Below are 20,527 nucleotides of genomic sequence, written 5' to 3' on the forward strand. Positions count from 1 at the left end.
GGGTCGTTCCAGGCGGTGTCGCCATCCTGCGGTCCCGAATGGGTCACACCCGGCTTCTTGCGGGTAGCCCAGACGACGATGGCGACGCCGAGCGCCACCAGGGCCAGGACGATCAGGGTGGGAGTCATGAGATCTCTCCGCGTTCAGGCGCAGCAGTATACGCCTGAAAGCGCCCCAGACCGAGGGGGAGTTCCCGGATCAGTGCGCGTGGTCGTCGCCGCGCGGGTCGATCATCCGGTGGGCGTGCAGGATGAAATACCGCATATGCGCATTGTCGACCGTGGCCTGGGCCCGGGCCTTCCAGGCCTTGCGGGCTTCTTCATAGTTGGGGAAGGCGCCGACGAACTCGACCTTGGACAGATCGCGGAACACCGGGGCGTCGAGATGGCGCAGCTCGCCGCCGATGACGAGATGCAGCAGCTGGGGGTTTTCGGTTTCTGGGGTCATCAGGAGGTCCGGTCGTTCTGGCGGGGCGCGAGCGGAATAGGCGCTGTGCGGCGCACGATCAACGGGTGAAGCGCGGGCGCGCTGCAGACCAGGCTGTTCTGGCGCGGATCGAACTGGTTGAACCGCCAAGGAAGACCATGGTGATCGCTGACGCGTCCGCCCGCTTCTTCGACGATCAGGGCTCCGGCGCAGACGTCCCAATCCCATTTGGGTGTCAGGGCGATGGCGGCGTCGAAGGCCCCGGCGGCGACCAGGGCCATGCGGTAGGCGATGGCGTTGCGCTTCTCGAACCGCATGGCGGGCCAGGGCTCGGGCCAGTGCGGGCCTTCCATCAGACGGGCGTCAGCCAGGACGGACGCGTCGTCGAGGTCGGCGGTGTCCGAGGCGGTGATCGGCCGGCCATTGAGGAAGGCGCCGCCGCCGCGAATGGCGGTGAAGGTCTCGCCCAAGGCCGGGGCGTGGATCACCGCGGCGACGGGCTGGCCGTCCTCGACGACGGCGATGGGGATGCACCACCAGGGCTTGCCCTTCATATAGGCGACGGTGCCGTCGATCGGATCGACCACGAAGATGCGGCGCTGCGTCAACCGCCGGCCGTCGTCAGTCGTTTCCTCTGACAGCCAGCCGTGGTCGGGGCGGGCGGGCAGCAGGGCGTCCTTCAGCAACCGGTCCACGGCCATGTCGGCCGAGGTGACGGGCGAGCCGCCGGACTTGGACCAGATCTTCAGGCCGGCGTCGCGTTCGGACAGGGCCAGCTCGCCGGCGGAGAGGGCCGCGTCGCGGATCAGAAGCAGGTCGGCGGCCAGATCGGTCATTTGCCGGCGATGGCGACACCGTCGAACAGCAACGACGGGCTGTTGAACGAACTGCGGAATTCCAGGTCCGAGCCGCGTTGCATGCGGGCGTAGAGGTCGAGCAGGTTGCCGGCGACGGTGACCTCGCTGACCGGGTGGGCGATCTCGCCGTTCTCGAACCAGAAGCCCGAGACGCCGGCGGACCAGTCGCCTGTATGGGCGTTCAGCGACGGGCCGAACATGGAGGTGACCAGCAGGCCGGTTCCGGCCCCGCTCATCAGACCCGCCAGATCAGGCTCGCCCGGTTCCAGATGCAGGTTGTGGGTCGAGACGCCGGGCGGTCCGGCGAGCCCGCGCGAGGCGTGACCGGTCGAGGCCATGCCGAGCTGGGCGGCGGCGGCGCTGTTCAGCAGCCAGGTGGTCAGGACGCCGTCGTCGATGATCGATTGCCGCGTGACGGCGACGCCTTCGTCGTCGAAGGGGGTCGATCCGAGACCGCGCGGACGGAAGGGGTCGTCGATCAGATTGGCCCCGGCCGGCAGGACCCGCTGGCCGAGACGGTCCTTGAGGAAGGAAGCGCCACGCGCGACCGACGGGCCGGACACGGCGCCGAGCAGGGGCGACAGCACCTGGCTGGCGACACGGTTCTCGAAGATCACCGGTGCGGTGGTCGAGGCGATCTTGCGAGGGCCGGTGCGGGCGACGGCGCGGCGCCCCGCCTCGGCGCCGAGGGCCTCGGCAGTCGGCAGGTCGGACAGGTGGCGGGTCGCGCGATGCTCGCCGCCCCGCTCCATGGCGCCGTCCTTCTCGGCGATGACACCGACGCCGAGCGAGAAGGCCGAGCCGTGATAGGCGCCGTCGAAACCGTGCGAGGTCACCAGCCGCCAGCGGCTGGACGAGGCCGAGGCGTGACCGCCTTCGGACTTCGCCACACCGGGAACAGCAAGGGCGGCCGCCTCGGCCCGGGCGGCGACGCCCTCAAGCTCGGCGGCGCTGCGCTCGCTCGAATCGTACAAATCGAGATCGGCGAAGGGGCCGCGGGCCAGCCGGTCCTGCGGGGCGAGGCCGGCATAGGGGTCTTCCGGCGCGAGGCGGGCCATGGCCACGGCGCGCTCGACCAGCCGGGCGCGGGTGGCGTCGGACAGGTCGGAGGCGGAGACGGTGGCCTGGCGCCGGCCGATGAAGACCCGCAGGCCGAGATCGCGGCTTTCCTCGCGCTCGACATCCTCGAGGGCGCCGTTGCGGACGCCGATCGAAAGCGACGCGCGTTCGGCGGAGACGGCCTCGGCGGCGTCGGCGCCGGCTCTCAGCGCGGCGGCGACCAGATCAGGCAGAAGGTCGGGAGAGGCGGCGGACGCGGTACGGTCAGGCATGCCCCGATATGGCCGGGACGACGGCCCGGCGCAACGGCGTCGCGTCAGAGAGCGCCGAAGGCGCGGCCGATCAGGGCCGCTGCGCCGCCCACCAGCGACAGCTGGGTCAGGATCATCCCCGACATGCGCCCGAAGGAAGGCTGTCTGGCGCGACCGAGACCCCAGGCGTGGAGGATGCGCCCGAACAGCATGGCGCCGCCGACCAGATGAACCCAGACCGGCTGGAATCCGAGGCCTGCCATCAGGACCAGCAGGATCAGGCATGGAGGGATGTATTCCGCGGCGTTGCCGAACGCCCGGCTGGCGGCCGTCAGCTCCGCATGACCGCCATCGCCGAACGATACGCCCAGGCGCTTGCGCGTGAAGATCGTTCTGAACGAGAGGACGACCAGCAGCAGGATCGAAAGACCGCTCCAGAGCGCGGCGGCTTGCAGAGCCGTCATTGTGTTCATCGTGTCCTCAGTTCTCGCGCCCCACCGGATAGAGCCGGTAATGGTCATCATAGAACGGGGTTCGCTCGTAGAACCACTGCAGACGCGCGTCGCCGTTGGCGGCGAATTCCGGCTCGGCGGCCAGCTTCGCCTCGAAGGCGGCCTTGAGGGCGGGATCGGCGGCCATCATGGCCTCGGCGAGCGGGGCGATGGCGTAGCCCTCGATGTATTCGACGCGGCTGAGCACCTCGGGGAACAGGCCCCAGGCGAAGAAGCTCTCGCTGGACTGCGGTTCCAGCAACAGGACGACGATATCGCCCAGCGGCTGGTCGGTCGGCACACGAACCGAACCGGCCGGGAAGGTCCAGTCGCGGCGGCGCGGCGTCACGGCAGTGACGGTGACCGGCACATGGCCTTCATTGGGACGGGCGGCGAGTTTGGGATCGTCGAGGCTGAGCATCTCGACCGATACGGTGCGCGCCGCATCCAACGTCTCCATGCTGACGCCGTGAATGCGCAGGCGCTCGATGATGTCCGACCGGTACGACGGCACCCAGTAGGCGGCGGGACGTGACAGGGTCAGGGTCGGTTTCGAGCCGAAGAAGGGCAGGGCCCAAGGCTCGGGATCGGCCTGGCCCAGCCAGCGGATTTCCCGACGGCCCGAGGCGGGACTTTCATACGTCTCGTAGCGGATGCCCTTGAAAGCCCGGGTGTAGGCGGGAGTCGGATCGGCCTGGAAGTTCGCCGGGATGGCGGCGGGGCGCAGGGCGCTGTCCCCGGCGATGGCGGCGCGCAGGGCGGCCCCGTCGCGGGCCAGCAGGCGCAGGGTGTCCTCGAGGAAGACATAGGTTCCCAGCACGCGCTGCTCATAGGGCTTCAGGCTGTGGTTCTCGATCAGGATGGTCGGCACGTGAGCCGCCGCGCCCCAGCCGTTGGAGAAGCGCTCGCCGAGGCCGCCGTCGGACAGGCCGGCGCGCGGATTGCTGTCGTCAACGCCGAAGACCAGCTCACCGGGGATGTGGCCCTGCGCCTCGAGCCCGGCGTTGATCGCCGGCTTGAAGACGTCGTTGAGCCATCGCGAGGTGGCGGGCGAGCGCGAATAAGCCCCGTTCTCGCCGTTGAAGCCGTAGGTGACATCGTACTGGTAATCCATGCCGTCGGTGACGTGGATGTCGACGTAGAGGTCGGGTTTGTATTTGAGGATCAGGCCGCGCACCGCCCGCATCTCGGGCTGGTCCAGCTTGAGATAGTCGCGGTTGAGGTTCTGGTTCGTCGCCGTGTTGCGCCAGCCCTGGATGCGGGGACCGCGCTGGTTGGGACGGCTGTAGGCCGAGGCCCGCTCATGGCCGTCGACCGACAGGATGGGGATCAGGATCAGATTGACCCGGTCCAGCAGCTCCGCCTTGCCGTTGAAGGCGATGTCGCGGAGCAGCATCATGCCCGCGTCCTTGCCGTCGATCTCGCCCGGATGGATGCCGGCCTGGGCCAGCAGCACGGGTTTGGCAGGGTCGAAGCTGGCGCCGTCCTTCGAGGCGATCACGGCATAGATGGGCCGGCCCTCGGGCGAGACGCCGAACTGTTCGATGCGGATCAGGTCCGAAGCGGCGTCCAGCCGGTCGAACCAGGCGCGGGTGTCGGCGTAGGTCGGGCTGAAGTCGTGGTCCGGGTCGGTCTCGAAGGCCGTGACCCAAGGGTCGGAGGCGTCGCGCAGCAGGGCGCGGCTGGCGCCGTTCCACTCGGGCGCGGGCGGCAGGAAGGGCTGGTCCCACGGAGCGGCGTTGGGGACGGACGGGGACTGGGACATGGCGGGACTCGACGACAGGGCGGCCATAACGGCGATCAGAAGGGCGGGGCGCATGGAATCTTCCTCGGCCAAATGTGACTATCCGACAAGCCGTTCCGTACGGCGGCCTCAGGCGGGCGGGGACCAGCCCCCGGCCGCGATCAGGGTGGCGGCCGACCGCGCCACGTTCCAGAAGCTGTAGGCCAGAACCAGCACCAGGGCGGTGACCGCGACCCGTCGCCAGGGCGCGAAGGCGGCCGTGGCCGTCCCCAGCACGAAGATGGCCATGCCGATCCACAGCCGGGGAACGGCCAGCTCGGCGAAGCCCGCATTGGTCGCAGCGAGACAGGCGAACAGCACCGCGACGATGGCGTTGGCGGCCATCACGCAGGTGAAGACCAGCCGCCGGTGAATCCAGAAATGCTCGTCCAGATCGATCCTGTCGCCGACGCCCTCGGCCGTGACGCGCGGGAAGGTCACGCTGGCGGCGACGTAGAAGGTCGCGGCGACCACCAGTCCGAGAAACAGCAGCGACAGGTTGAACGGCGCGCCGCGGAAGATGACCCAAGCCTGGGACCAGAAGGTCGCCACGTCCATGGCCACGAAGACGGCCAGCAGCGGCGTGAGCCAGCCGAACCGGACCCGGTGGCGTTCATGCAGCACCCGGGCGAAGCCGCCGACCAGTTCGGCGACCGACAGGCCCAGCAGCAGGCCGTAGAAGCTGAAGAAGAACTCGAAGGCGCTCATCGGGCGGCTTCCGCGGCGGGCGCTTCCGCATAGGCGTTGGCGAACATGCTGTTCGGAAAGACGACGGAGAGCCCGGCGATGACCAGATAGATGACGACGTGCAGCCCGATCAGGACCGCGAACAGGCGGGCGCGGCGAGCGAAGGCGGCGGGCGCCACGAGAAGGGCGTAGAGCGCCAGATTTATCAGATAGCCCTGGATGATCGTCATCCCTCCGTCACGACCCATATTGGCGATCGCCACCACGGCGACGCCGATCAGATTGGCCATGATCGTCAACATCAGGACGACCTTCTTGTTGGCCCAGAAGTGGTCGTCCAGCGACTGGCCGTCATCGAGGTCGTGCGGGAACACCAGCGAGGCGGCGATGAAATAGACCAGGGCGATCGCCAGACCGGCGATCAGCATGCCGTAGCTGAACGGCAGATGGCGGAAATTGACCCAGGCCGAGTCCCAGAAGCTGGCGATGTCCAGACCGACGAACAGCGCAAGCAACGGGGTGAGCCAGCCGATCCGGATCTTCTTTCGATGCTGGATCGCGGTCGCCAGGCCCGTGGCGATGACCGCAACCGAAAGGCCGAGCACAAGTCCGTAGAAGCTGAAGAAGAATTCGAACGCGCTCAAACCGGTCTCCCCGACGCTGCCAACCTCCACCGTAGGCAGGGTTGGAGCCCTCGTCACCCCGCGAACGACGGGGTTCAGCCGTGCAGCCGCGAGCGCGCCGTGGGCTGGAGGCGCATCAGCTGCAACGGATGGTCCAGCAGGCCTTCGAGGCCCGGATCGGCGCGCGCGCGCGCGATCGCCGCATCGGCGGCGTCCGGATCGGCAGCCGCAGCCAGCCAGACCAGCACCCGCTCGCCTTCGCGCACCGGCAGGCGAGGGAAGGTGTTGGGGCTGGCCTCGGTCGTCAGGACGGCTCGGGGAGCCAGGCCGGCGGCGGCGAGGCGCGGCGCGACCGCTTCGCGGAAGCGGACCGGCAGGGCGTCGTCCGGACCCGACAGGGCGTGGACGCTGGCGACGACGACGCCCCGGCCCGGACCCGACGCTCCGACCGGCGCACGCTCGCCCAGGCTGAAGCCGGATGCGGCGTCGAGCGGACGCAGCAGCAGGACGTTGTCGGAATCGATCAGGGTGGCGTTGGCCGCGGTGCGGTGCGCCTGCCAGACCGGGCCGAAATAGAAGGCTTCCAGCGCCGCCTTGCGGGCCTCCATGTCGGGAAAGCCGCGCAGCCAGACATAGCGGTCGGGCGCATCCAGATCCCGGAACTGGCCGATGACCGTGGCGCCGGCGGCTTCCTGGGTCTCGACGAACTCGCGCTCGAACAGGTCGATCAGAATATCCCGCCGGCCGGGATGAAGGGTGTACTGGCGCAGCTCGACTATCGGGCTGACGATCATGTCGGGATTCTCCGGGGTCCGGGCGGGTGCGGGGGTCCAGGCGGGAAAGAGCGTGCCGGCGGCGGCCATGCCTCCGACAACGGTGCGGCGACGGGGACGGTCGCTCATGCGGCGACCCTCGAGAAGTCCATCACCCAGTTGATCTCCCACGTCGCGCCGTCGTCGTACGAGAAGGCCTGGGTCCAGCGGGCGCTGTCGGGGGTGATGTCGGACCAGATGTAGCGGGCGATGACGGGCCGGCCGCCGTCGCTGTCAGGCCCTTCCAGCACGCAACCATCGGCGTGGAAACGGCCGCGGACGGGCGGCTGCAGGACGCCGTCGGCGCTGCTGATCCAGTGGATGACCCATTCGCGGGCGGGAATGTCGAAGGACCGCACCGCCATGCCGGTCCAGCCGCGAGCGGGACAGTCGATCTGTTCGACATTGGCAAGGCCGCCCAGCCGGGGCTCGCACCATCCGGTCGAGGGGAATTCGTCCCAGTCGTCGGAGCCGTCGCCCCGGACCTTCAGCTTGCGGTTGGCGACGCTCCAGCGGCCGTGGATGAAGTCGAAGTCGTGGATCCCGGGCAGGGTTTCGATGGATTCGGCGGACATGGGAGCTTCCTTCTCAAGGGGTGATGCGAGAGGGATACGACCCATAACCTGACACCTGTTGTCAGGATTTATCGGCTATGGTCGAAAAATGCGCGCCAGCCGACTGCTTTCCATCCTGCTGCTGCTCCAGACCCGGGGGCGGATGACGGCCGAGGCCCTGGCGGCCGAGTTCGAGGTGTCGGTGCGCACCATCTATCGCGACATCGACCAACTGAGCGCCGCGGGCGCGCCCGTCTACGCGGACCGGGGGCGGTCGGGCGGGTTCCAGCTCATGGACGGCTATCGCACCCGTCTGACCGGCCTGACCGACGCGGAGGCCGAGACCCTGTTCCTCGGCGGCCTGTCGGGCCCGGCGGCGCAGATGGGATTTTCCGGCGCGGTGACGACCATGCAGCTGAAACTGCTGGCCGCGCTTCCGCCCGAGCGGCAGGCGGCGGCGGAGCGGCTGGCCGGGCGGTTCCACCTCGATCCGGTCGGCTGGTACCAGAGCCCCGACGAGGCCGATCGCCTGCCCGCCATCGCCCAGGCGGTGTGGACCAGCCGGCGCATCGCCGTGCGCTATGAGAGCTGGAAGGGCGAGGTGGAGCGGACGCTGGAGCCGCTGGGCCTGATCCTCAAGGGCGGCCTCTGGTACCTGGCCGCCCGACTGGCCGGTTCCGGGCGACGCGAGCCCCGGACCTATCGGGTGTCGAACATCCTCAAGCTGACTGTGGGCGAAGAGACGTTCGAACGGCCCGCAGGATTCGAGCTGGCGGCGTGGTGGGCGGAGACGTCAAGGCGGTTCGAGGCGGAGATCTTCACCGGCGAGGCGCGGCTAAGGGTGACGGCGGCCGGGCTGAAGCGGCTGGCGCGGCTCGGGACGGAGCAGGCGCGGATCACGGCGGGCGTCAGGCCGGGGGCGGACGGCCGGGTGGAGATCGTGGTCCCGATCGAGTCGGTCGATCACGCCGCAACGGACTTCCTGCGGCTGGGGGATGAGGCCGAGGTGCTGGGCCCGCCCGAACTCCGGGAGGCCATGTCCGCGACGGCGCGCCGGCTGGCGGCGCTGTACGCCTGAGCTATCGCCAGATCGGCGCGCCGTCGCCGGGCAGGCCGAGGCGGTCCCACATGTCGGACACCCGCTCGACCACGGCCTCGTCCATGCGGATCTCCTCGCCCCATTCCCGCTTCGTCTCGGGCGGCCATTTGTCGGTGGCGTCGAGGCCGATCTTGGAGCCGAGGCCGCTCTCGGGACTGGCGAAGTCGAGGTAGTCGATCGGGGTGTTCTCGATGACGGTGATGTCGCGCGCCGGGTCCATCTTGGTCGAGATGGCCCACATGACCTGTTTCCAGTCACGGGCGTCGATGTCGTCGTCCACGACGATCACCCATTTGGTGTACATGAACTGGCGCAGATAGCTCCAGACGCCCAGCATCACCCGCTTGGCGTGGCCGGGGTAGGCCTTCTTCATCGACACCACGGCGATGCGGTAGCTGCAGCCCTCGGGCGGCAGCCAGAAGTCGGTGATCTCGGGGAACTGCTGGCGCAGCAGGGGGATGAAGACCTCGTTCAGCGCCTCGCCCAGCACCGAGGGCTCGTCCGGCGGGCGGCCGGTGAAGGTGGTCAGATAGATGGGGTCTTTCCGCATCGTGATCGCGGTGACCTGGAAGACGGGGAAGGTCTCGACCGAGTTGTAATAGCCGGTGTGGTCGCCGTAGGGGCCCTCGGGCGCGTGCTCGTCGAACAGGACGTGGCCCTCCAGCACGATCTCGGCGTTGGCCGGGACCATCAGCGGGATGGTCTTGCAGGGAACCAGCTCGGCCTTCTGCCCGCGCAGCAGGCCGGCGAATTGGTATTCCGACAGGGTGTCCGGCACCGGTGTGACGGCTGCGAGGATGGTGCCGGGATCGGCGCCGAGTACAACGGCGCAGGGCAGGGGGCCGGTCTTGCCGGCCTTTTTGTGCCGCGCGTAGTGCTGGGCCCCGCCGCGGTGGGCCAGCCAGCGCATGATGGCCCTGTCCTTGCCTAGCACCTGCATGCGGTAGATGCCGAGGTTGAAATCGTCCTCGCGATCGTCGGAAGGGCCTTTGGTGACGACGAGACCCCAGGTGATCAGGGGCGCCGGCTCGCCGGGCCAGCAGCCCTGCACCGGGAGGGACGTGAGGTCGATCTGGTCGCCCTTCAGCACGATCTGCTGCACCGGGGCCGACTTCACGATCTTCGGCCGCATCGACATGACCGTCTGCGCCAGCGGCAGCATCTCCATGGCGTCGCCCAGGCCGCGCGGCGGGGTCGGGTTGCGCAGGAAGGCCAGCAGTTCGCCGACCTCGCGCAGCTCGGCGGCGGTGGTGCGAACCTTCTTGTCCATGGTCACGCCCATGGCCACGCGCTTCACCGTGCCGAACAGATTGGCGAGACACGGGATGGGGCTGATCGAGCCGTCGGGCATGACGGGCTTTTCAAACAGGACCGCCGGGCCGCCGTTCCGAAGCAGCCGCGTCTGGATCTCGGTCATCTCCAGGTGGGTCGAGACGGGTTCGGAGACGCGAACCAGTTCGCCCTCGGCCTCCAGCATGGCCATGAAGTCGCGCAGGGATTTGTAGGCCAATGAGAACGCTCCGTCAGAGCGTCTGGATTAGGCGGACGCGGGCTTCGTGTCACGCCGTCCCAGCGTGCGGTCGATCGCCACGACCAGCAGGCCGACGATCAGGAAGAAGACCAGCAGCCCCAGGAAGTAGAGCGCCGCCCTGGCCAGACCGAGCTCGCCGATGTTCAGGAACCAGTATGGCCACCAGCCGGCGGCGTAGCCGTGGACCAGGGTCCAGCCGCCGTAGACCAGCGGAAAGACCAGCCATTTCGGCGCGTCGATCCAGCGCAGGCGGCCCTTGGGTGTGAACAGCAGCCAGTCGAGCAGGATGGCGGCGGGCATGACGTAGTGCAGCAGGATGTTGGCGACCAGCGACCAGCCCTGCGGGTCCCAGGTCGCGTGCAGCAGGAAATGGTACACGAGGCCGACGACGACGGCGTACATGGTCACGCTGGCGCGCACGCCCTCGGACGCCGCCCACCGGCCCATGCGCGTCCCGTTCCCGACGACCGGCAGGGTCAGGGCCACGGCGACCAGCACATTGGTCAGGATGGTGAAGAAGCTGAAGAAGTTCAGCGTTAGTTCGGTCGTGCTCGCGCCGGAACTGCCGGTGATCATCAGTCCGTACTGGAGGGCCAGCGCCGCCCAGCCGATCAGGGCGAAAGCTCCGCGCCACATCAGCGCCGCGCGCGATTTGTTCATCAATAGGCCCGCGTGTCCGACACCAGCGCCCACAGCGGCAGGTGCAGGGCGCTGGTCGCGGCGCCGATCTGGGCGGTGGTCAGGTGGGCGCGGCCCGCCTCGGCGCGGCGCGCCTCCTCGACCGGGACGTGCAGCACGGCGGCTACGTCCTCGAGGGCCATGCCGCGGGACTCGCGCCACCGCTTCAGCCTCGCGCCGACCGCCGCGTCGAGCGGATCGACGCCGGGAAATCCCAGCACCGAGCCCATCCGTTCGCTCCCTGTTGCGCCGACTATGCGCGGCGCTTCAGGCCCATTCTTCGTCCCACCGGAACGACTTGTCGAGCCAGTCGCCCATACGGCCGTCGGGACGGGCCAGGGCGTGGATGCGGTCCATCTCTTCGGGCGAGAGCTGGAAGTCGAAGATGTCGAAGCTCTCCTCGGCCCGGCTGACCTTCGTCGTGCGCGGAATGGCGATGACGTTCTGCTGGATCAGCCAGCGCAGGGTGACCTGACCGGCGGACTTGCCGTGAGCCTCGCCGATCCCGATCAGGGTGGGGTCGTCGGCGATCTTGCCCTGGGCCAGCGGCGACCAGGCGGTGATCGAGGAGCCGAGCTCCTTGGCCGCGGCCGTGAGCTTCGAGAGTTTGAGATACGGATGATATTCGACCTGGTTGGTGACCAGTTTCGCCTTAGACAGCGCCTGCGCCTCGCGGAACTCGGCCGACGGGAAGTTGGACAGGCCGATGGCGCCCGTCAGGCCCTGGTCCTTCGCCTCGTTCAGCGCCCCGATCGTTTCGGCGAAGGCGGGCTCCTTCCTCGGCCAGTGCAGCAGCAACAGATCGGGGGTGAAGCCGAGGCTGGCCCGGGATTCCGCCGCCTGTCGCAGCAGGCCGTCGCGGTCGAAATGCTCGACCCAGATCTTGGTGGTCAGCCAGATGTCTTCGCGTGCCACATGGCCGGCCTCGATCGCGTCCCGAACGCCGTCGCCGACTGCTGCCTCGTTCCGGTAGATCCATGCGGTGTCGATGTGCCGGTAGCCGATGCGCAGGGCTTCGGCGACCATCCGCCGGGCGTCGTCGGGTTCCAGCATCCAGGTGCCGAAGCCCAGCAGGGGAATGGCATGGCCGTCGACGGTGATGGCGGGCTGGTCGGTCATGGGACGCTCCGGGAGAGGAGGCGCTTACCTATGCGTCGTCGGCGCCGGTTCAACCAGCCAGTCGAACATCTCGTCCCAGAGCGTCTCCATGCCCTTCCGGAAGGCCCCTTCGTGGCCGATGCGGGTGGCGCCATGGTCGGAAGGCCGACGCACGGTCACCTCCCGCGGGGCGTTCGGATAGACAGCCAGCAGGATCGGGGACGTGACGGGGGTCGCGATCGGGTCGTCGGTGAATATCCATGAGCGGATCGGCGCCGTCACGGCCTCGAAATGGTGCGGCCGCAGCCGGTCCTTCAGTTCGTCGCGGAAATAGGGTTCCTTCAGACACCAGCGCCGCCAGGTCATATAGACGCCGCGCGGCAGGTCGGTTCCCGCCCAGAGGCCGCCGCCCTTGATGTAGCCGCGCCGCATCAGGCTCGACGGGCCGTAGGCCAGCCAGAAGAAGAGCTCCAGCGGGTTGTAGGACCGGTGGTGACGGCCCCAGAAGCCGCTGCCGACCGAGACGAAGGCGTGACGGGCGATGCGGTGCTGGTTGGGCATGAAGCCGAGGAAATGGCCGCCGACACTGTGCCCCACATGGACGATGGGTAGGCCGGGCGCGGCGTCGGCCAGCGCGTCGAGGGCGGCGGGCATGTCCAGACGGCCCCAGTCCGGATAGTCCATCCGCATGGCGGCCAGATCGTCGGGCCGAGATCCGGCGATGCCGCGGAAGTCATAGGTCAGGACCGCCGCGCCCCGGCCAGCCAGATGTCGCGCGAACCGGTCATAGAACCCCTTGGGAAAGCCCGTCCCCGAACTGACCATGACGGCGACGGTCGGCTCCGCGGCCGAGACGAGGCGCATCGACAAGGGATAGCCGTCGGCGGCCGGTGCGATGAAGTCGCGTATGACCAGGTCGTTCATATCGAGTCCGTAGTTATTCGCAACGAACCTAGCGGATTGACGCCGCGTCAGGTCAAGGGGTCTTGGACAGGGCCCGCGCGGTCGGCTAAAGCCCGTCGCCACCCTGTTCCGCCTTTCGAGCGCCCCTCATGACCGACGCCGCCCTTCCCGACCGCCTGTCCGTCGATCCCGACAGCCCCTTCCATGACGGCGAACTGCTGCAGAAGGGGATCGGCGTCCGCTTCAAGGGCGAGGACAAGACCAATGTCGAGGAATACTGCGTCTCGGAAGGCTGGGTCCGCCTGGCCGTCGGCAACCGCGTCGACCGCCGCGGCAAGGCCCTGACCGTCAAGCTGCAGGGTCCGGTCGAACCGTATATCAAGGGCGAATAGGCCTGCTTGTGCCGGCCGCCGGAAAACTCTGGCCGCGCCGGCTTGTCCGTTTCCATCGTGCGGTCCAGGTTCGGGCTCCCCGTTTGAGTCCCGGAGCCGTCATGCGTCTGTCCGTCCGCCTCCTTGCCGCCAGCGCGCTTGCGCTGAGCCTCGCCGCGCCCGCCTTCGCCCAGGACGCCGCCGCCATCCAGCGGGCGGCGACGATCCGCGACGCGGCGCTGAACGAGAACATCGCCCTGGACTATGTGACCCGGCTGACGACCCGGTTCGGGCCGCGTCCGGCGGGATCGAAGGCCGAGCAGGACGCCTCGGCCTGGGCGGCGGACTACATGCGGGCGCAGGGCTTCCAGAACGTGCGCATCGAACAGTTTCCGCTGGTCGGCTGGGAACGCGGCGAGGAGAGCGCATCCATCGTCGGCGAGCATCCCCAGCGGCTGGTCGTCGCCGCCCTGGGCCATTCGCCGGGCACCGACGGCGTCATCGAGGCCGAGGTGGTCCGCTTCGACAGCCTCGACGCCCTGAACGCCGCCCCGGCCGGGTCGCTGGCGGGCAGGATTGCCTTCATCGACGCCGGCCAGATGGTGCGGATGCAGGACGGCGCCGGCTACGGCCCCCTGAGCCGCATCCGGGGCGCGGGACCGGCCGCCGCCGCCGCCAGGGGCGCGGTCGCCTTCATCATGCGCTCGGCCGGTTCGGACGAGCACCGCATGCCCCACACGGGCACGACCCGCTACGTCGAGGGCCGGGTTCCGCTGCCGGGCTTCGCCCTCAGCGCGCCCGACGCCGATCAGCTGACCCGGCTGGTCGCCATGGGGCAGCCGGTGCGGGTTCGCCTGTCCTCGACCGCCCATACCTATGAGACCGTGTCGCAGAACGTCATCGGCGACATCCCCGGGCGTTCGCGTCCGGACGAGATCATCGTCCTCGGCTCACACATGGACAGCTGGGACCTCGGCACCGGCGCCATCGACGACGGCGCGGGCGGGGCCATCACCCTGGCCGCGGCCAAGGCCATCGCCGAAAGCGGACGCCGTCCGGCCCGGACGGTCCGCGTGGTGCTGTACGGTTCGGAAGAGGTCGCCCAGCCGACCGACACCGGCAACGGCGGCGGCGCCTATCTGCGAGGGATCGGAACGGCCGTCGAGAAGCACATCATCGCCGGCGAAAGCGACTTCGGCGCCGACCGCGTCTACGCTCTCGGCCTGCCGCCCGGCGCCCATAACTCTGACTTCGCCCGGGCCGCGACGCAGGTTCTTTATCCGCTCGGCGTGCTGGCGTCGCCGCAGCCGGAACTGCACGGCGGGGCCGACATCGGGCCTCTGGCCGAAGCCGGCGTGCCCGTGTTCGGCCTGAACCAGGACGGCAGCCGCTATTTCGACCTGCACCACACGGCCGACGACACGATCGACAAGATCGATCCGGAGCAGATGAGCCAGAACGTCGCCGCCTGGGCGGCCCTGGTGTGGCTGATCGCGGATTCGGACGTGGATTTCCGGGCGATGCGGCCGGCGACCGCGGCGGCGCACTGATCCCGCGTCCGGCCGGAAACTGGTGGACGCAGGGGACCTAAAGGTCTTAGGCCTCAAGACGTCGCCCGGCCACAGCCTCAGGACAGGGGTGGGCCGACGCACGCGGGCGTGGCGAAATGGTAGACGCACCGGGCTTAAAACCCGGGTCCTCACGGAGTGCTGGTTCGAGTCCGGCCGCCCGCACCACTCGCAGGCAGGACGCGGCCCTCCGGGAACGCCGTTGATCCGGATCAAGGGCCGGACCGCAATTCCCGCCCAACCATCTCACCTTTGGGGGGGCGAGCAGAGGATAGCCATGAGTCGGATCAAGTCGGTCGCGCATCGGCGCAAGGTGATGGACGCCGAGGCGGCGGCGGCCTTGATCGCGCCCGGCACGACCATCGGGCTCAGCGGCTTCACCGGGTCCGGCTATCCCAAGTCGGTCCCCCTCGCCCTCGCGGCGCGGATCGAGCGGGAGCATGCACGGGGCGTTCCGTTTCGGGTCAAGGTCTGGACGGGCGCTTCCACCGGTCCCGAGCTCGACGGGGCCCTGGCGAAGGCCGACGGCGTCGAATTCCGGCTGCCCTATAATTCGGACCCGATCGCGCGCGAGAAGATCAATCGCGGCGAGATGGAATATTTCGACATGCATCTCAGCCAGGTGGCGCCCGTCGCCTGGCAGGGGTTCCTCGGGCCGCTGGACACCGCGGTCGTCGAAATTTCCGGCATCCGGGCGGACGGATCCCTGATCCCGTCGTCCTCGGTCGGGAACAACAAGACCTGGCTCGACCGGGCGGGGCAGGTGATCCTCGAGGTCAACCGCTGGCAGAACCCCGCGCTCGAGGGCATGCACGACATCTACTATGGCACCGCCCTGCCGCCGGACCGGCGCCCGATCCCCCTGGTGCGCGCCGATGACAGGATCGGCGAGCCGTGGTTTCGCTGCGACCCCGACAAGATCGTCGCCATCGTCGAGACCGACGCGCCGGACCGCAATGCGCCGTTCACTCCGGCGGACTCCGCCGACCTCGCGATCGCCGGGCATTTGCTGGAGTTTCTCAAGCATGAGGTCGCCAGGGGCCGGTTGCCGCCGTCGCTGTTGCCGCTCCAGTCCGGGGTGGGCAACACTGCAAACGCCGTCCTGGGCGCCCTGGGAGACGGTCCCTTCCAGGGCATGACCGCCTTCACCGAGGTGATCCAGGACGGCATGCTTCACTTGCTCGAGTCGGGCCGGCTGCTCTCCGCCTCGGCCACGGCCTTCTCCCTCAGCCCGGAGGCCGCGCACGATCTCAATGCCCGAATGGCCGAGTTCCACGACCGGATCGTGCTGCGGCCGCAAGAGATGAGCAATCACCCCGAGCTGATCCGCCGGCTCGGCTGCATCGCCATGAACGGGATGATCGAGGCCGACATCTTCGGCAGCGTGAACTCCACCCACATCATGGGGTCCCGGATCCAGAACGGCATCGGCGGCTCGGGGGATTTCGCCCGCAACGCCTACATCTCCATCTTTATGTCAGCCTCCACGGCCAAGGGCGGGCGCATCTCCACCATCGTGCCCCACGCTTCGCACGTGGATCACATCCCGCAGGACGTGCAGGTGATCGTCACCGAGCAGGGCCTCGCCGACCTGAGAGGCCTGTCGCCAAAGCAGCGGGCGTCTCTGGTGATCGAGAATTGCGCCCATCCGGACTACCGTCCTGCCCTGGCGGACTACTATGCGCGGGCGCGGCGCAATTCCTATGGTCAGCAGTCGCCTATGCTGTTGCAGGAGGCCCTGTCCTGGCACGACCGCTTCGTCCGCACCGGCACGATGAAGCCGGAGTGAGAGGATACGGCCTGAACCCGGCCGCGAGCACCGAGGGATCGAGGCAAGGCTCACGGCCTCTTGATCCCGATCAAGACGATCCTGGCTCGCATCGATAATGCTCGGCGCGCGAAGGAGCCCGTCATGCCTTATTCCGCCGCCGCCCTGATCGTCGCCGTCTGCGCGGCCGTCTCGCTCTTCATCTTCGTGGTCGGCGGAATCTCCGTCTGGACCAACCTGCCCGACCGCGGAAAGCCGGACTGAGAGGAGGGGGCGGTGCACCTTGCAGAACGGCGGGAAGAACTGGCGCTCGGCCTGCTCGGCGCCGGCTACGCCGATCTCACGCCGGTCCAGCGCAGCGTCGTCGACCTCATGGCGGCGGAAGCCCCGACCGGCCTGGCGCCGGCGCTGGCCGATGATCGCGCCCTCTGGGACCGGATCGCCGACCGGGTGGCGCAGGTCGGCGGCTCCTGGACCTTCCTGGGCGGCTTCGCGCTCGCCATGCTGGTCTGGATTGCGGCCAATCTGGCGTTGGCCCGCTGGGCGTTCGACCCGTACCCTTTCATCTTCCTGAACCTGGTGCTGTCCACCCTGGCGGCCGTCCAGGCTCCGGTGATCCTGATGAGCCAGAACCGACAGGCGTCCCGCGACCGCAGGGCGGCCGAACATGACTACCGGGTGAACCTGCGCGCGGAGCTGGAGATCATGCGCCTGCATGACCGGCTGCAACAGAACGAGCTGCAACTGCGGCGGATCGAGGCGGCTGTCGCGGCCTCGCCTGCGCCTGCGCCGGCGACCGCGACCGGCCGCAGCACGCGTTGACCCTGGGCCGCAGGGCCCCCCGGTCAGAGCGGCCGAAGGCGTCGCTCAACCCCCGCCGGACGCCCAGGGCGACGGGGCCGCCGAGCGGTCAGGGATGCTCCGGCCGAACCTGCGCGCCAGTGTGCGAACCGCACCGCTCCACGCCCCGGCAAGGAGGCCGGTTCCGACGGCCAGCGCCAGGAGCGGCGGGCTCGGAGCGCCGAAGCGGAACACCCCGGCCACGGGTGGCAGGAAGAGGCCCATGAGAAGAACCACCCCCAACCCGGCGGTGATGGCCCAGAACAGGCGGCGGTGCGGATCGAACAGTCCGACCCCGGCCGACGCGCCGATCGCCATGGCCAGCGCCAGGTTGCCGACGGCGAGGGCGACGTAGGCGGCGCCGCGCGCGACGGCCTCTCCCGCGATCGGCAGCAGACCCAGGTAGAGGGCGAGGACGGCCGCGAGAATGATCATGCCCTGCACCAGACCTGTAAGGATTTCGCGCGCGCCGAACAGACCCGCGCCAAGGGGCCGGGGCGGCCTCCGCATGGCGTCCGGCTCGCTCGGCTCGGCTTCGAAGACGAGAGAACAGACCGGGTCGATCACCAGCTCCAGCAGGACGACGTGGACAGGAAACAGGAAGGGCGGCGCGCCGAGCAGGATCGGCAGCAGGGCCAGACCGGCGATCGGCACATGGATGGCGGTAATGTACACCAGCGCCCGGCGCAGGTTGGTGAAGATGCGGCGGCCCAGTCGCACCGCGCCGAGGATCGAGCCGAACCGGTCGTCGAGCAGCACGAGGTCGGCCGCCTCCCGGGCCACGTCGGTGCCGCGGCCGCCCATGGCCACGCCGATGTCCGCGGCCTCAAGCGCCGGCGCGTCGTTGACCCCGTCCCCCGTCATGGCCACGACCGCCCCGTTGGCCTGGAAGGCTCGCACCAGCGCCAGTTTCTGACCGGGCTGAACCCGGGCGAAGACCCTCACCGTGCGCAACCGCTCAGCCAGGGCCCGGTCGTCCAGAGCCGCGATCTCGGCGCCCGTCATCAAACCGCCCGCCACGTCGATTCCCGCGTCGGCGGCGATCTTCAGCGCCGTCGCCGGATAGTCCCCGGTGATCATGGCCACGGCGATGCCCGCGGCCCGGGCCGTCTCCAGCGCCGCCGGCACGTCGGCGGCGACCGGGTCAAGAAAGCCTACAAGGCCCCTGAAGCGGAAGGCGAGCGCCTCCGGGGAAGCCACCGGCGCGTCGTGGGTCGCCTCGGCGACGGCCAGAACTCTCAGTCCGCCCGTGGCCAGGCGTTCCAGCGCTTCCCGCGCATACGCGGTCTCGGGCGGGGTCATCCGGCACAGGGCGAACACCGCCTCCGGCGACCCCTTGGCCGCGGTGCGCCTCCCACCGTCCGCCCGCCATGTCTGGACTACCGCCAGCCGATGCGGCGCCAGAGGCCAGACCTGTTCGGGCCGATCCGCCACGGTCGGGCCGAGCGCAGTCAGGGCCGCGTCCATAGGATCGCTCGGTTGCGGGTTGCTGGCCAGAACCGCCGTCTCCAGCACCGCCCGCAGGGACGGCGCCAGATCGCCGTCGTCGGGAGCGCCCTCTCCCAGCGGAGACCAGAGGGCCGTCACGGCCATGCGGTTTTCGGTCAGGGTGCCGGTCTTGTCGACGCAGAGCAGGGTGGCGCCGCCCAGCGCCTCGATGGCGGCGGCGCGGCGCACCAGCACCCGGCGCCGCGCCAGTCGCCAGGCGCCCAGGGCGAGAAACACCGACAGGACCACCGGGAACTCTTCGGGGATCAGGGCGATGGCGATCGTGATGCCGGCCAGGGCGCCTTCGATCCACAGACCCCGCACCCGACCGTAGGCGACAGCGACAACGACGGCGAAGACGAGCGCCAGGACGCCGATCCAGATGACGATGCGTCCGGTCGACTTCTGCAGCGGCGTCCGATCCTGGCCGATCGCCGAGAGGGAGGCTCCGATCCGGCCGAGCGCCGTCCTTGGTCCCGTGGCGCTGACCTGAAGGACGCCCTGGCCGGCGACGGTGAGCGTTCCGGCGAAGATCCGGTCCGACAGGGCCTGGTCCGACGGGACGGCCGCGCCGCTCCGGATCACCGGAACGGACTCTCCGGTCAACGCCGACTCGTCGATCTGCAGGACCTCCGGCCCGATCAGGACGCCGTCGGCCGGAGCGCGCTGGCCCTCGGCGAGAAGGACTATGTCGCCGCGAACTACCTCCCGCGCCGGGACCGCGTACGCCCGGCCGTCGCGCACCACCCGAACCGTGGGATCCGAAAGGCGCCGAAGCGCCCTGAGCGCGGTCTCGCTCCTCACTTCCTGGGCCACCACCAGGGCCATGGTCACCAGCCCGGCGGCGGCGAGGAGCAATCCTTCCGCCCGATCTCCGAGCGCCAGATAGAGCGCGGCGGCGGCGGCCAGCAGCAGGAACATCGGTTCACGCAGGGCCGAGAGGGCGATCGCCGCCATCGGCCGGGTTCGATCCGCCGACAGCAGATTGGGTCCGTCCTCCGCCAGCCGGCGGGCCGCCTCGGATGCTTCGAGCCCGTGGAAGGATGAATCCGGATGCATGGCCGCTCCACTGGCACCCTGCCTGCGTGCGGGGGTGATCACACCCAGTCTGGATTCAATGAACGTCGGACGCCTTGATGCGGGTCAAGGCGTCCGACGGCAGGGAAGGCGGGTTCATGTCGACAGGAGATCGAAGGCTTCCCGCAGGATCGGCCGCTGACCGACGTGAATGCGCTTCCATGCCTCCGCCTCGCCGAAATAGCCCAGGGCGTCGATCTCAGGCGTGAGGATGCGCCGTCCCGAGCGGGGCGGCCATTCCAGCTCGAAAGGGGCGCTGCGGAAAGTCCCGAGGTCGAGATCAGCTTCGCCCAGCCAGCAGTGGATGACCTTGCCCGAGCCGGTACGGACGGGCCGAAGGGCGATCCGGGGACGCGGGGGCTCCAGTCCGGTCTCTTCCCGGAATTCGCGCCGCGCCGCCGCCTCAAGCGTCTCCCCGACCTCGGGCAGGCCCTTGGGAACAGACCAGGCGGCCGCGTCCCGGCCGCGCCACCAGGGCCCTCCGGGGTGGGCCAGCAGAACCTCGGGGCCTGCGGGTTCGCGCCGGTAAACGAGAAGACCCGCGCTCGTAACCGGCATCGCTG

General features: G+C 69.3%; 21 protein-coding genes and 1 tRNA gene. 6 read left to right on the plus strand and 16 right to left on the minus strand.

The window, feature by feature from the left end:
- Positions 1-198 precede the first annotated feature (198 nt).
- The 9 genes from VN378_RS03220 to VN378_RS03260 all read right to left on the minus strand — a co-directional run bounded on the left by VN378_RS03220 (position 199) and on the right by VN378_RS03260 (position 7,564).
- A complete protein-coding gene (locus tag VN378_RS03220) occupies positions 199-447 on the minus strand; it encodes a DUF4170 domain-containing protein (protein ID WP_325740901.1) in 249 nt (82 codons plus the stop codon).
- Positions 447-1,262: a 3'(2'),5'-bisphosphate nucleotidase CysQ gene (locus VN378_RS03225; RefSeq protein ID WP_325740903.1), complete on the minus strand. Its 816-nt coding sequence runs from the start codon at positions 1,260-1,262 to the stop codon at positions 447-449. The genes VN378_RS03220 and VN378_RS03225 overlap by 1 nt, the downstream gene beginning before the upstream one ends.
- Positions 1,259-2,614, minus strand: a complete 1,356-nt coding sequence (locus tag VN378_RS03230; RefSeq protein ID WP_325740905.1) for a TldD/PmbA family protein — start codon at positions 2,612-2,614, stop codon at positions 1,259-1,261. Before VN378_RS03230 ends, VN378_RS03225 begins: the two co-directional genes overlap by 4 nt.
- A 44-nt stretch (positions 2,615-2,658) precedes the next feature.
- The gene (locus VN378_RS03235; RefSeq protein WP_325740907.1) at positions 2,659-3,057 is read right to left on the minus strand and encodes an MAPEG family protein; all 399 of its coding nucleotides are present in this window, start codon (positions 3,055-3,057) and stop codon (positions 2,659-2,661) included.
- Positions 3,058-3,073: 16 nt separating this feature from the next.
- Positions 3,074-4,903, minus strand: coding sequence for a M14 family metallopeptidase (locus tag VN378_RS03240; protein WP_325740909.1), 1,830 nt, complete (start codon positions 4,901-4,903; stop codon positions 3,074-3,076).
- A 54-nt stretch (positions 4,904-4,957) separates the two neighbouring features.
- Positions 4,958-5,575: a hypothetical protein gene (locus VN378_RS03245; protein ID WP_325740911.1), complete on the minus strand. Its 618-nt coding sequence runs from the start codon at positions 5,573-5,575 to the stop codon at positions 4,958-4,960.
- On the minus strand, positions 5,572-6,198 hold the full coding sequence (locus VN378_RS03250) for a hypothetical protein (RefSeq protein ID WP_325740913.1): 627 nt from the start codon (positions 6,196-6,198) through the stop codon (positions 5,572-5,574). The genes VN378_RS03245 and VN378_RS03250 overlap by 4 nt, the downstream gene beginning before the upstream one ends.
- A 74-nt stretch (positions 6,199-6,272) precedes the next feature.
- Positions 6,273-7,079 carry an NIPSNAP family protein gene (locus tag VN378_RS03255; RefSeq protein ID WP_325740915.1) on the minus strand — a complete coding sequence of 269 codons (807 nt, stop codon included), beginning with the start codon at positions 7,077-7,079 and terminating at the stop codon, positions 6,273-6,275.
- Entirely contained in the window at positions 7,076-7,564 is a 489-nt protein-coding gene (locus VN378_RS03260; RefSeq protein ID WP_325740916.1) for a DUF1579 domain-containing protein, read from the minus strand. The genes VN378_RS03255 and VN378_RS03260 overlap by 4 nt, the downstream gene beginning before the upstream one ends.
- Before the next feature lie 88 nt (positions 7,565-7,652).
- Here VN378_RS03260 and VN378_RS03265 point away from each other — a divergent pair, with 88 nt between their 5' ends.
- On the plus strand, positions 7,653-8,621 hold the full coding sequence (locus VN378_RS03265) for a helix-turn-helix transcriptional regulator (protein ID WP_325740917.1): 969 nt from the start codon (positions 7,653-7,655) through the stop codon (positions 8,619-8,621).
- Between the two features lies 1 nt (position 8,622).
- Here VN378_RS03265 and VN378_RS03270 read toward each other — a convergent pair whose 3' ends face one another.
- From VN378_RS03270 to VN378_RS03290, 5 genes are read right to left on the minus strand one after another with little or no spacing between them, the layout of a single operon-like run.
- Positions 8,623-10,152, minus strand: a complete 1,530-nt coding sequence (locus VN378_RS03270) for a UbiD family decarboxylase (RefSeq protein WP_325740918.1) — start codon at positions 10,150-10,152, stop codon at positions 8,623-8,625.
- A 27-nt stretch (positions 10,153-10,179) separates the two neighbouring features.
- Complete coding sequence (locus VN378_RS03275) at positions 10,180-10,833, minus strand: Pr6Pr family membrane protein (protein WP_325740920.1); 654 nt, start codon at positions 10,831-10,833, stop codon at positions 10,180-10,182.
- Positions 10,833-11,081: a helix-turn-helix transcriptional regulator gene (locus VN378_RS03280; RefSeq protein WP_325740922.1), complete on the minus strand. Its 249-nt coding sequence runs from the start codon at positions 11,079-11,081 to the stop codon at positions 10,833-10,835. The genes VN378_RS03275 and VN378_RS03280 overlap by 1 nt, the downstream gene beginning before the upstream one ends.
- A gap of 37 nt (positions 11,082-11,118) precedes the next feature.
- Complete coding sequence (locus VN378_RS03285) at positions 11,119-11,970, minus strand: aldo/keto reductase (RefSeq protein ID WP_325740924.1); 852 nt, start codon at positions 11,968-11,970, stop codon at positions 11,119-11,121.
- Between the two features lie 24 nt (positions 11,971-11,994).
- On the minus strand, positions 11,995-12,873 hold the full coding sequence (locus VN378_RS03290) for a serine aminopeptidase domain-containing protein (protein ID WP_325740926.1): 879 nt from the start codon (positions 12,871-12,873) through the stop codon (positions 11,995-11,997).
- A gap of 128 nt (positions 12,874-13,001) precedes the next feature.
- Between VN378_RS03290 and VN378_RS03295 the strand changes: the two genes are divergently transcribed.
- From VN378_RS03295 to VN378_RS03315, 5 genes are all read left to right on the plus strand, one after another.
- On the plus strand, positions 13,002-13,244 hold the full coding sequence (locus tag VN378_RS03295; RefSeq protein ID WP_055828666.1) for a DUF3297 family protein: 243 nt from the start codon (positions 13,002-13,004) through the stop codon (positions 13,242-13,244).
- Positions 13,245-13,345: 101 nt separating this feature from the next.
- Entirely contained in the window at positions 13,346-14,773 is a 1,428-nt protein-coding gene (locus VN378_RS03300; protein WP_325740930.1) for a M20/M25/M40 family metallo-hydrolase, read from the plus strand.
- Positions 14,774-14,875: 102 nt separating this feature from the next.
- Positions 14,876-14,959, plus strand: a tRNA-Leu gene (locus tag VN378_RS03305).
- 109 nt (positions 14,960-15,068) lie between these two features.
- A complete protein-coding gene (locus VN378_RS03310) occupies positions 15,069-16,580 on the plus strand; it encodes an acetyl-CoA hydrolase/transferase family protein (RefSeq protein ID WP_325740931.1) in 1,512 nt (503 codons plus the stop codon).
- A 255-nt stretch (positions 16,581-16,835) separates the two neighbouring features.
- Positions 16,836-17,381 carry a DUF1003 domain-containing protein gene (locus VN378_RS03315; protein ID WP_325740933.1) on the plus strand — a complete coding sequence of 182 codons (546 nt, stop codon included), beginning with the start codon at positions 16,836-16,838 and terminating at the stop codon, positions 17,379-17,381.
- Positions 17,382-17,426: 45 nt separating this feature from the next.
- Here VN378_RS03315 and VN378_RS03320 read toward each other — a convergent pair whose 3' ends face one another.
- Entirely contained in the window at positions 17,427-19,946 is a 2,520-nt protein-coding gene (locus VN378_RS03320) for a cation-translocating P-type ATPase (RefSeq protein ID WP_325740935.1), read from the minus strand.
- A gap of 114 nt (positions 19,947-20,060) precedes the next feature.
- Positions 20,061-20,522: an NUDIX domain-containing protein gene (locus VN378_RS03325; RefSeq protein WP_325740939.1), complete on the minus strand. Its 462-nt coding sequence runs from the start codon at positions 20,520-20,522 to the stop codon at positions 20,061-20,063.
- Positions 20,523-20,527: the final 5 nt, after the last annotated feature.

This window comes from Brevundimonas sp. (genome assembly GCF_035561115.1).
GTDB lineage: Bacteria > Pseudomonadota > Alphaproteobacteria > Caulobacterales > Caulobacteraceae > Brevundimonas.

Bases quoted from the DNA above. Each gene is read 5' to 3' on its own strand.
- VN378_RS03255 (WP_325740915.1), bottom strand. From the start codon at position 7,079: ATGAGCGACCGTCCCCGTCGCCGCACCGTTGTCGGAGGCATGGCCGCC.
- VN378_RS03240 (WP_325740909.1), bottom strand. From the start codon at position 4,903: ATGCGCCCCGCCCTTCTGATCGCCGTTATGGCCGCCCTGTCGTCGAGT.
- VN378_RS03265 (WP_325740917.1), top strand. From the start codon at position 7,653: ATGCGCGCCAGCCGACTGCTTTCCATCCTGCTGCTGCTCCAGACCCGG.
- VN378_RS03295 (WP_055828666.1), top strand. From the start codon at position 13,002: ATGACCGACGCCGCCCTTCCCGACCGCCTGTCCGTCGATCCCGACAGC.
- VN378_RS03275 (WP_325740920.1), bottom strand. From the start codon at position 10,833: ATGAACAAATCGCGCGCGGCGCTGATGTGGCGCGGAGCTTTCGCCCTG.
- VN378_RS03225 (WP_325740903.1), bottom strand. From the start codon at position 1,262: ATGACCGATCTGGCCGCCGACCTGCTTCTGATCCGCGACGCGGCCCTC.
- VN378_RS03320 (WP_325740935.1), bottom strand. From the start codon at position 19,946: ATGCATCCGGATTCATCCTTCCACGGGCTCGAAGCATCCGAGGCGGCC.
- VN378_RS03300 (WP_325740930.1), top strand. From the start codon at position 13,346: ATGCGTCTGTCCGTCCGCCTCCTTGCCGCCAGCGCGCTTGCGCTGAGC.
- VN378_RS03230 (WP_325740905.1), bottom strand. From the start codon at position 2,614: ATGCCTGACCGTACCGCGTCCGCCGCCTCTCCCGACCTTCTGCCTGAT.
- VN378_RS03285 (WP_325740924.1), bottom strand. From the start codon at position 11,970: ATGACCGACCAGCCCGCCATCACCGTCGACGGCCATGCCATTCCCCTG.
- VN378_RS03310 (WP_325740931.1), top strand. From the start codon at position 15,069: ATGAGTCGGATCAAGTCGGTCGCGCATCGGCGCAAGGTGATGGACGCC.
- VN378_RS03290 (WP_325740926.1), bottom strand. From the start codon at position 12,873: ATGAACGACCTGGTCATACGCGACTTCATCGCACCGGCCGCCGACGGC.
- VN378_RS03280 (WP_325740922.1), bottom strand. From the start codon at position 11,081: ATGGGCTCGGTGCTGGGATTTCCCGGCGTCGATCCGCTCGACGCGGCG.
- VN378_RS03235 (WP_325740907.1), bottom strand. From the start codon at position 3,057: ATGACGGCTCTGCAAGCCGCCGCGCTCTGGAGCGGTCTTTCGATCCTG.
- VN378_RS03220 (WP_325740901.1), bottom strand. From the start codon at position 447: ATGACCCCAGAAACCGAAAACCCCCAGCTGCTGCATCTCGTCATCGGC.
- VN378_RS03245 (WP_325740911.1), bottom strand. From the start codon at position 5,575: ATGAGCGCCTTCGAGTTCTTCTTCAGCTTCTACGGCCTGCTGCTGGGC.
- VN378_RS03325 (WP_325740939.1), bottom strand. From the start codon at position 20,522: ATGCCGGTTACGAGCGCGGGTCTTCTCGTTTACCGGCGCGAACCCGCA.
- VN378_RS03260 (WP_325740916.1), bottom strand. From the start codon at position 7,564: ATGTCCGCCGAATCCATCGAAACCCTGCCCGGGATCCACGACTTCGAC.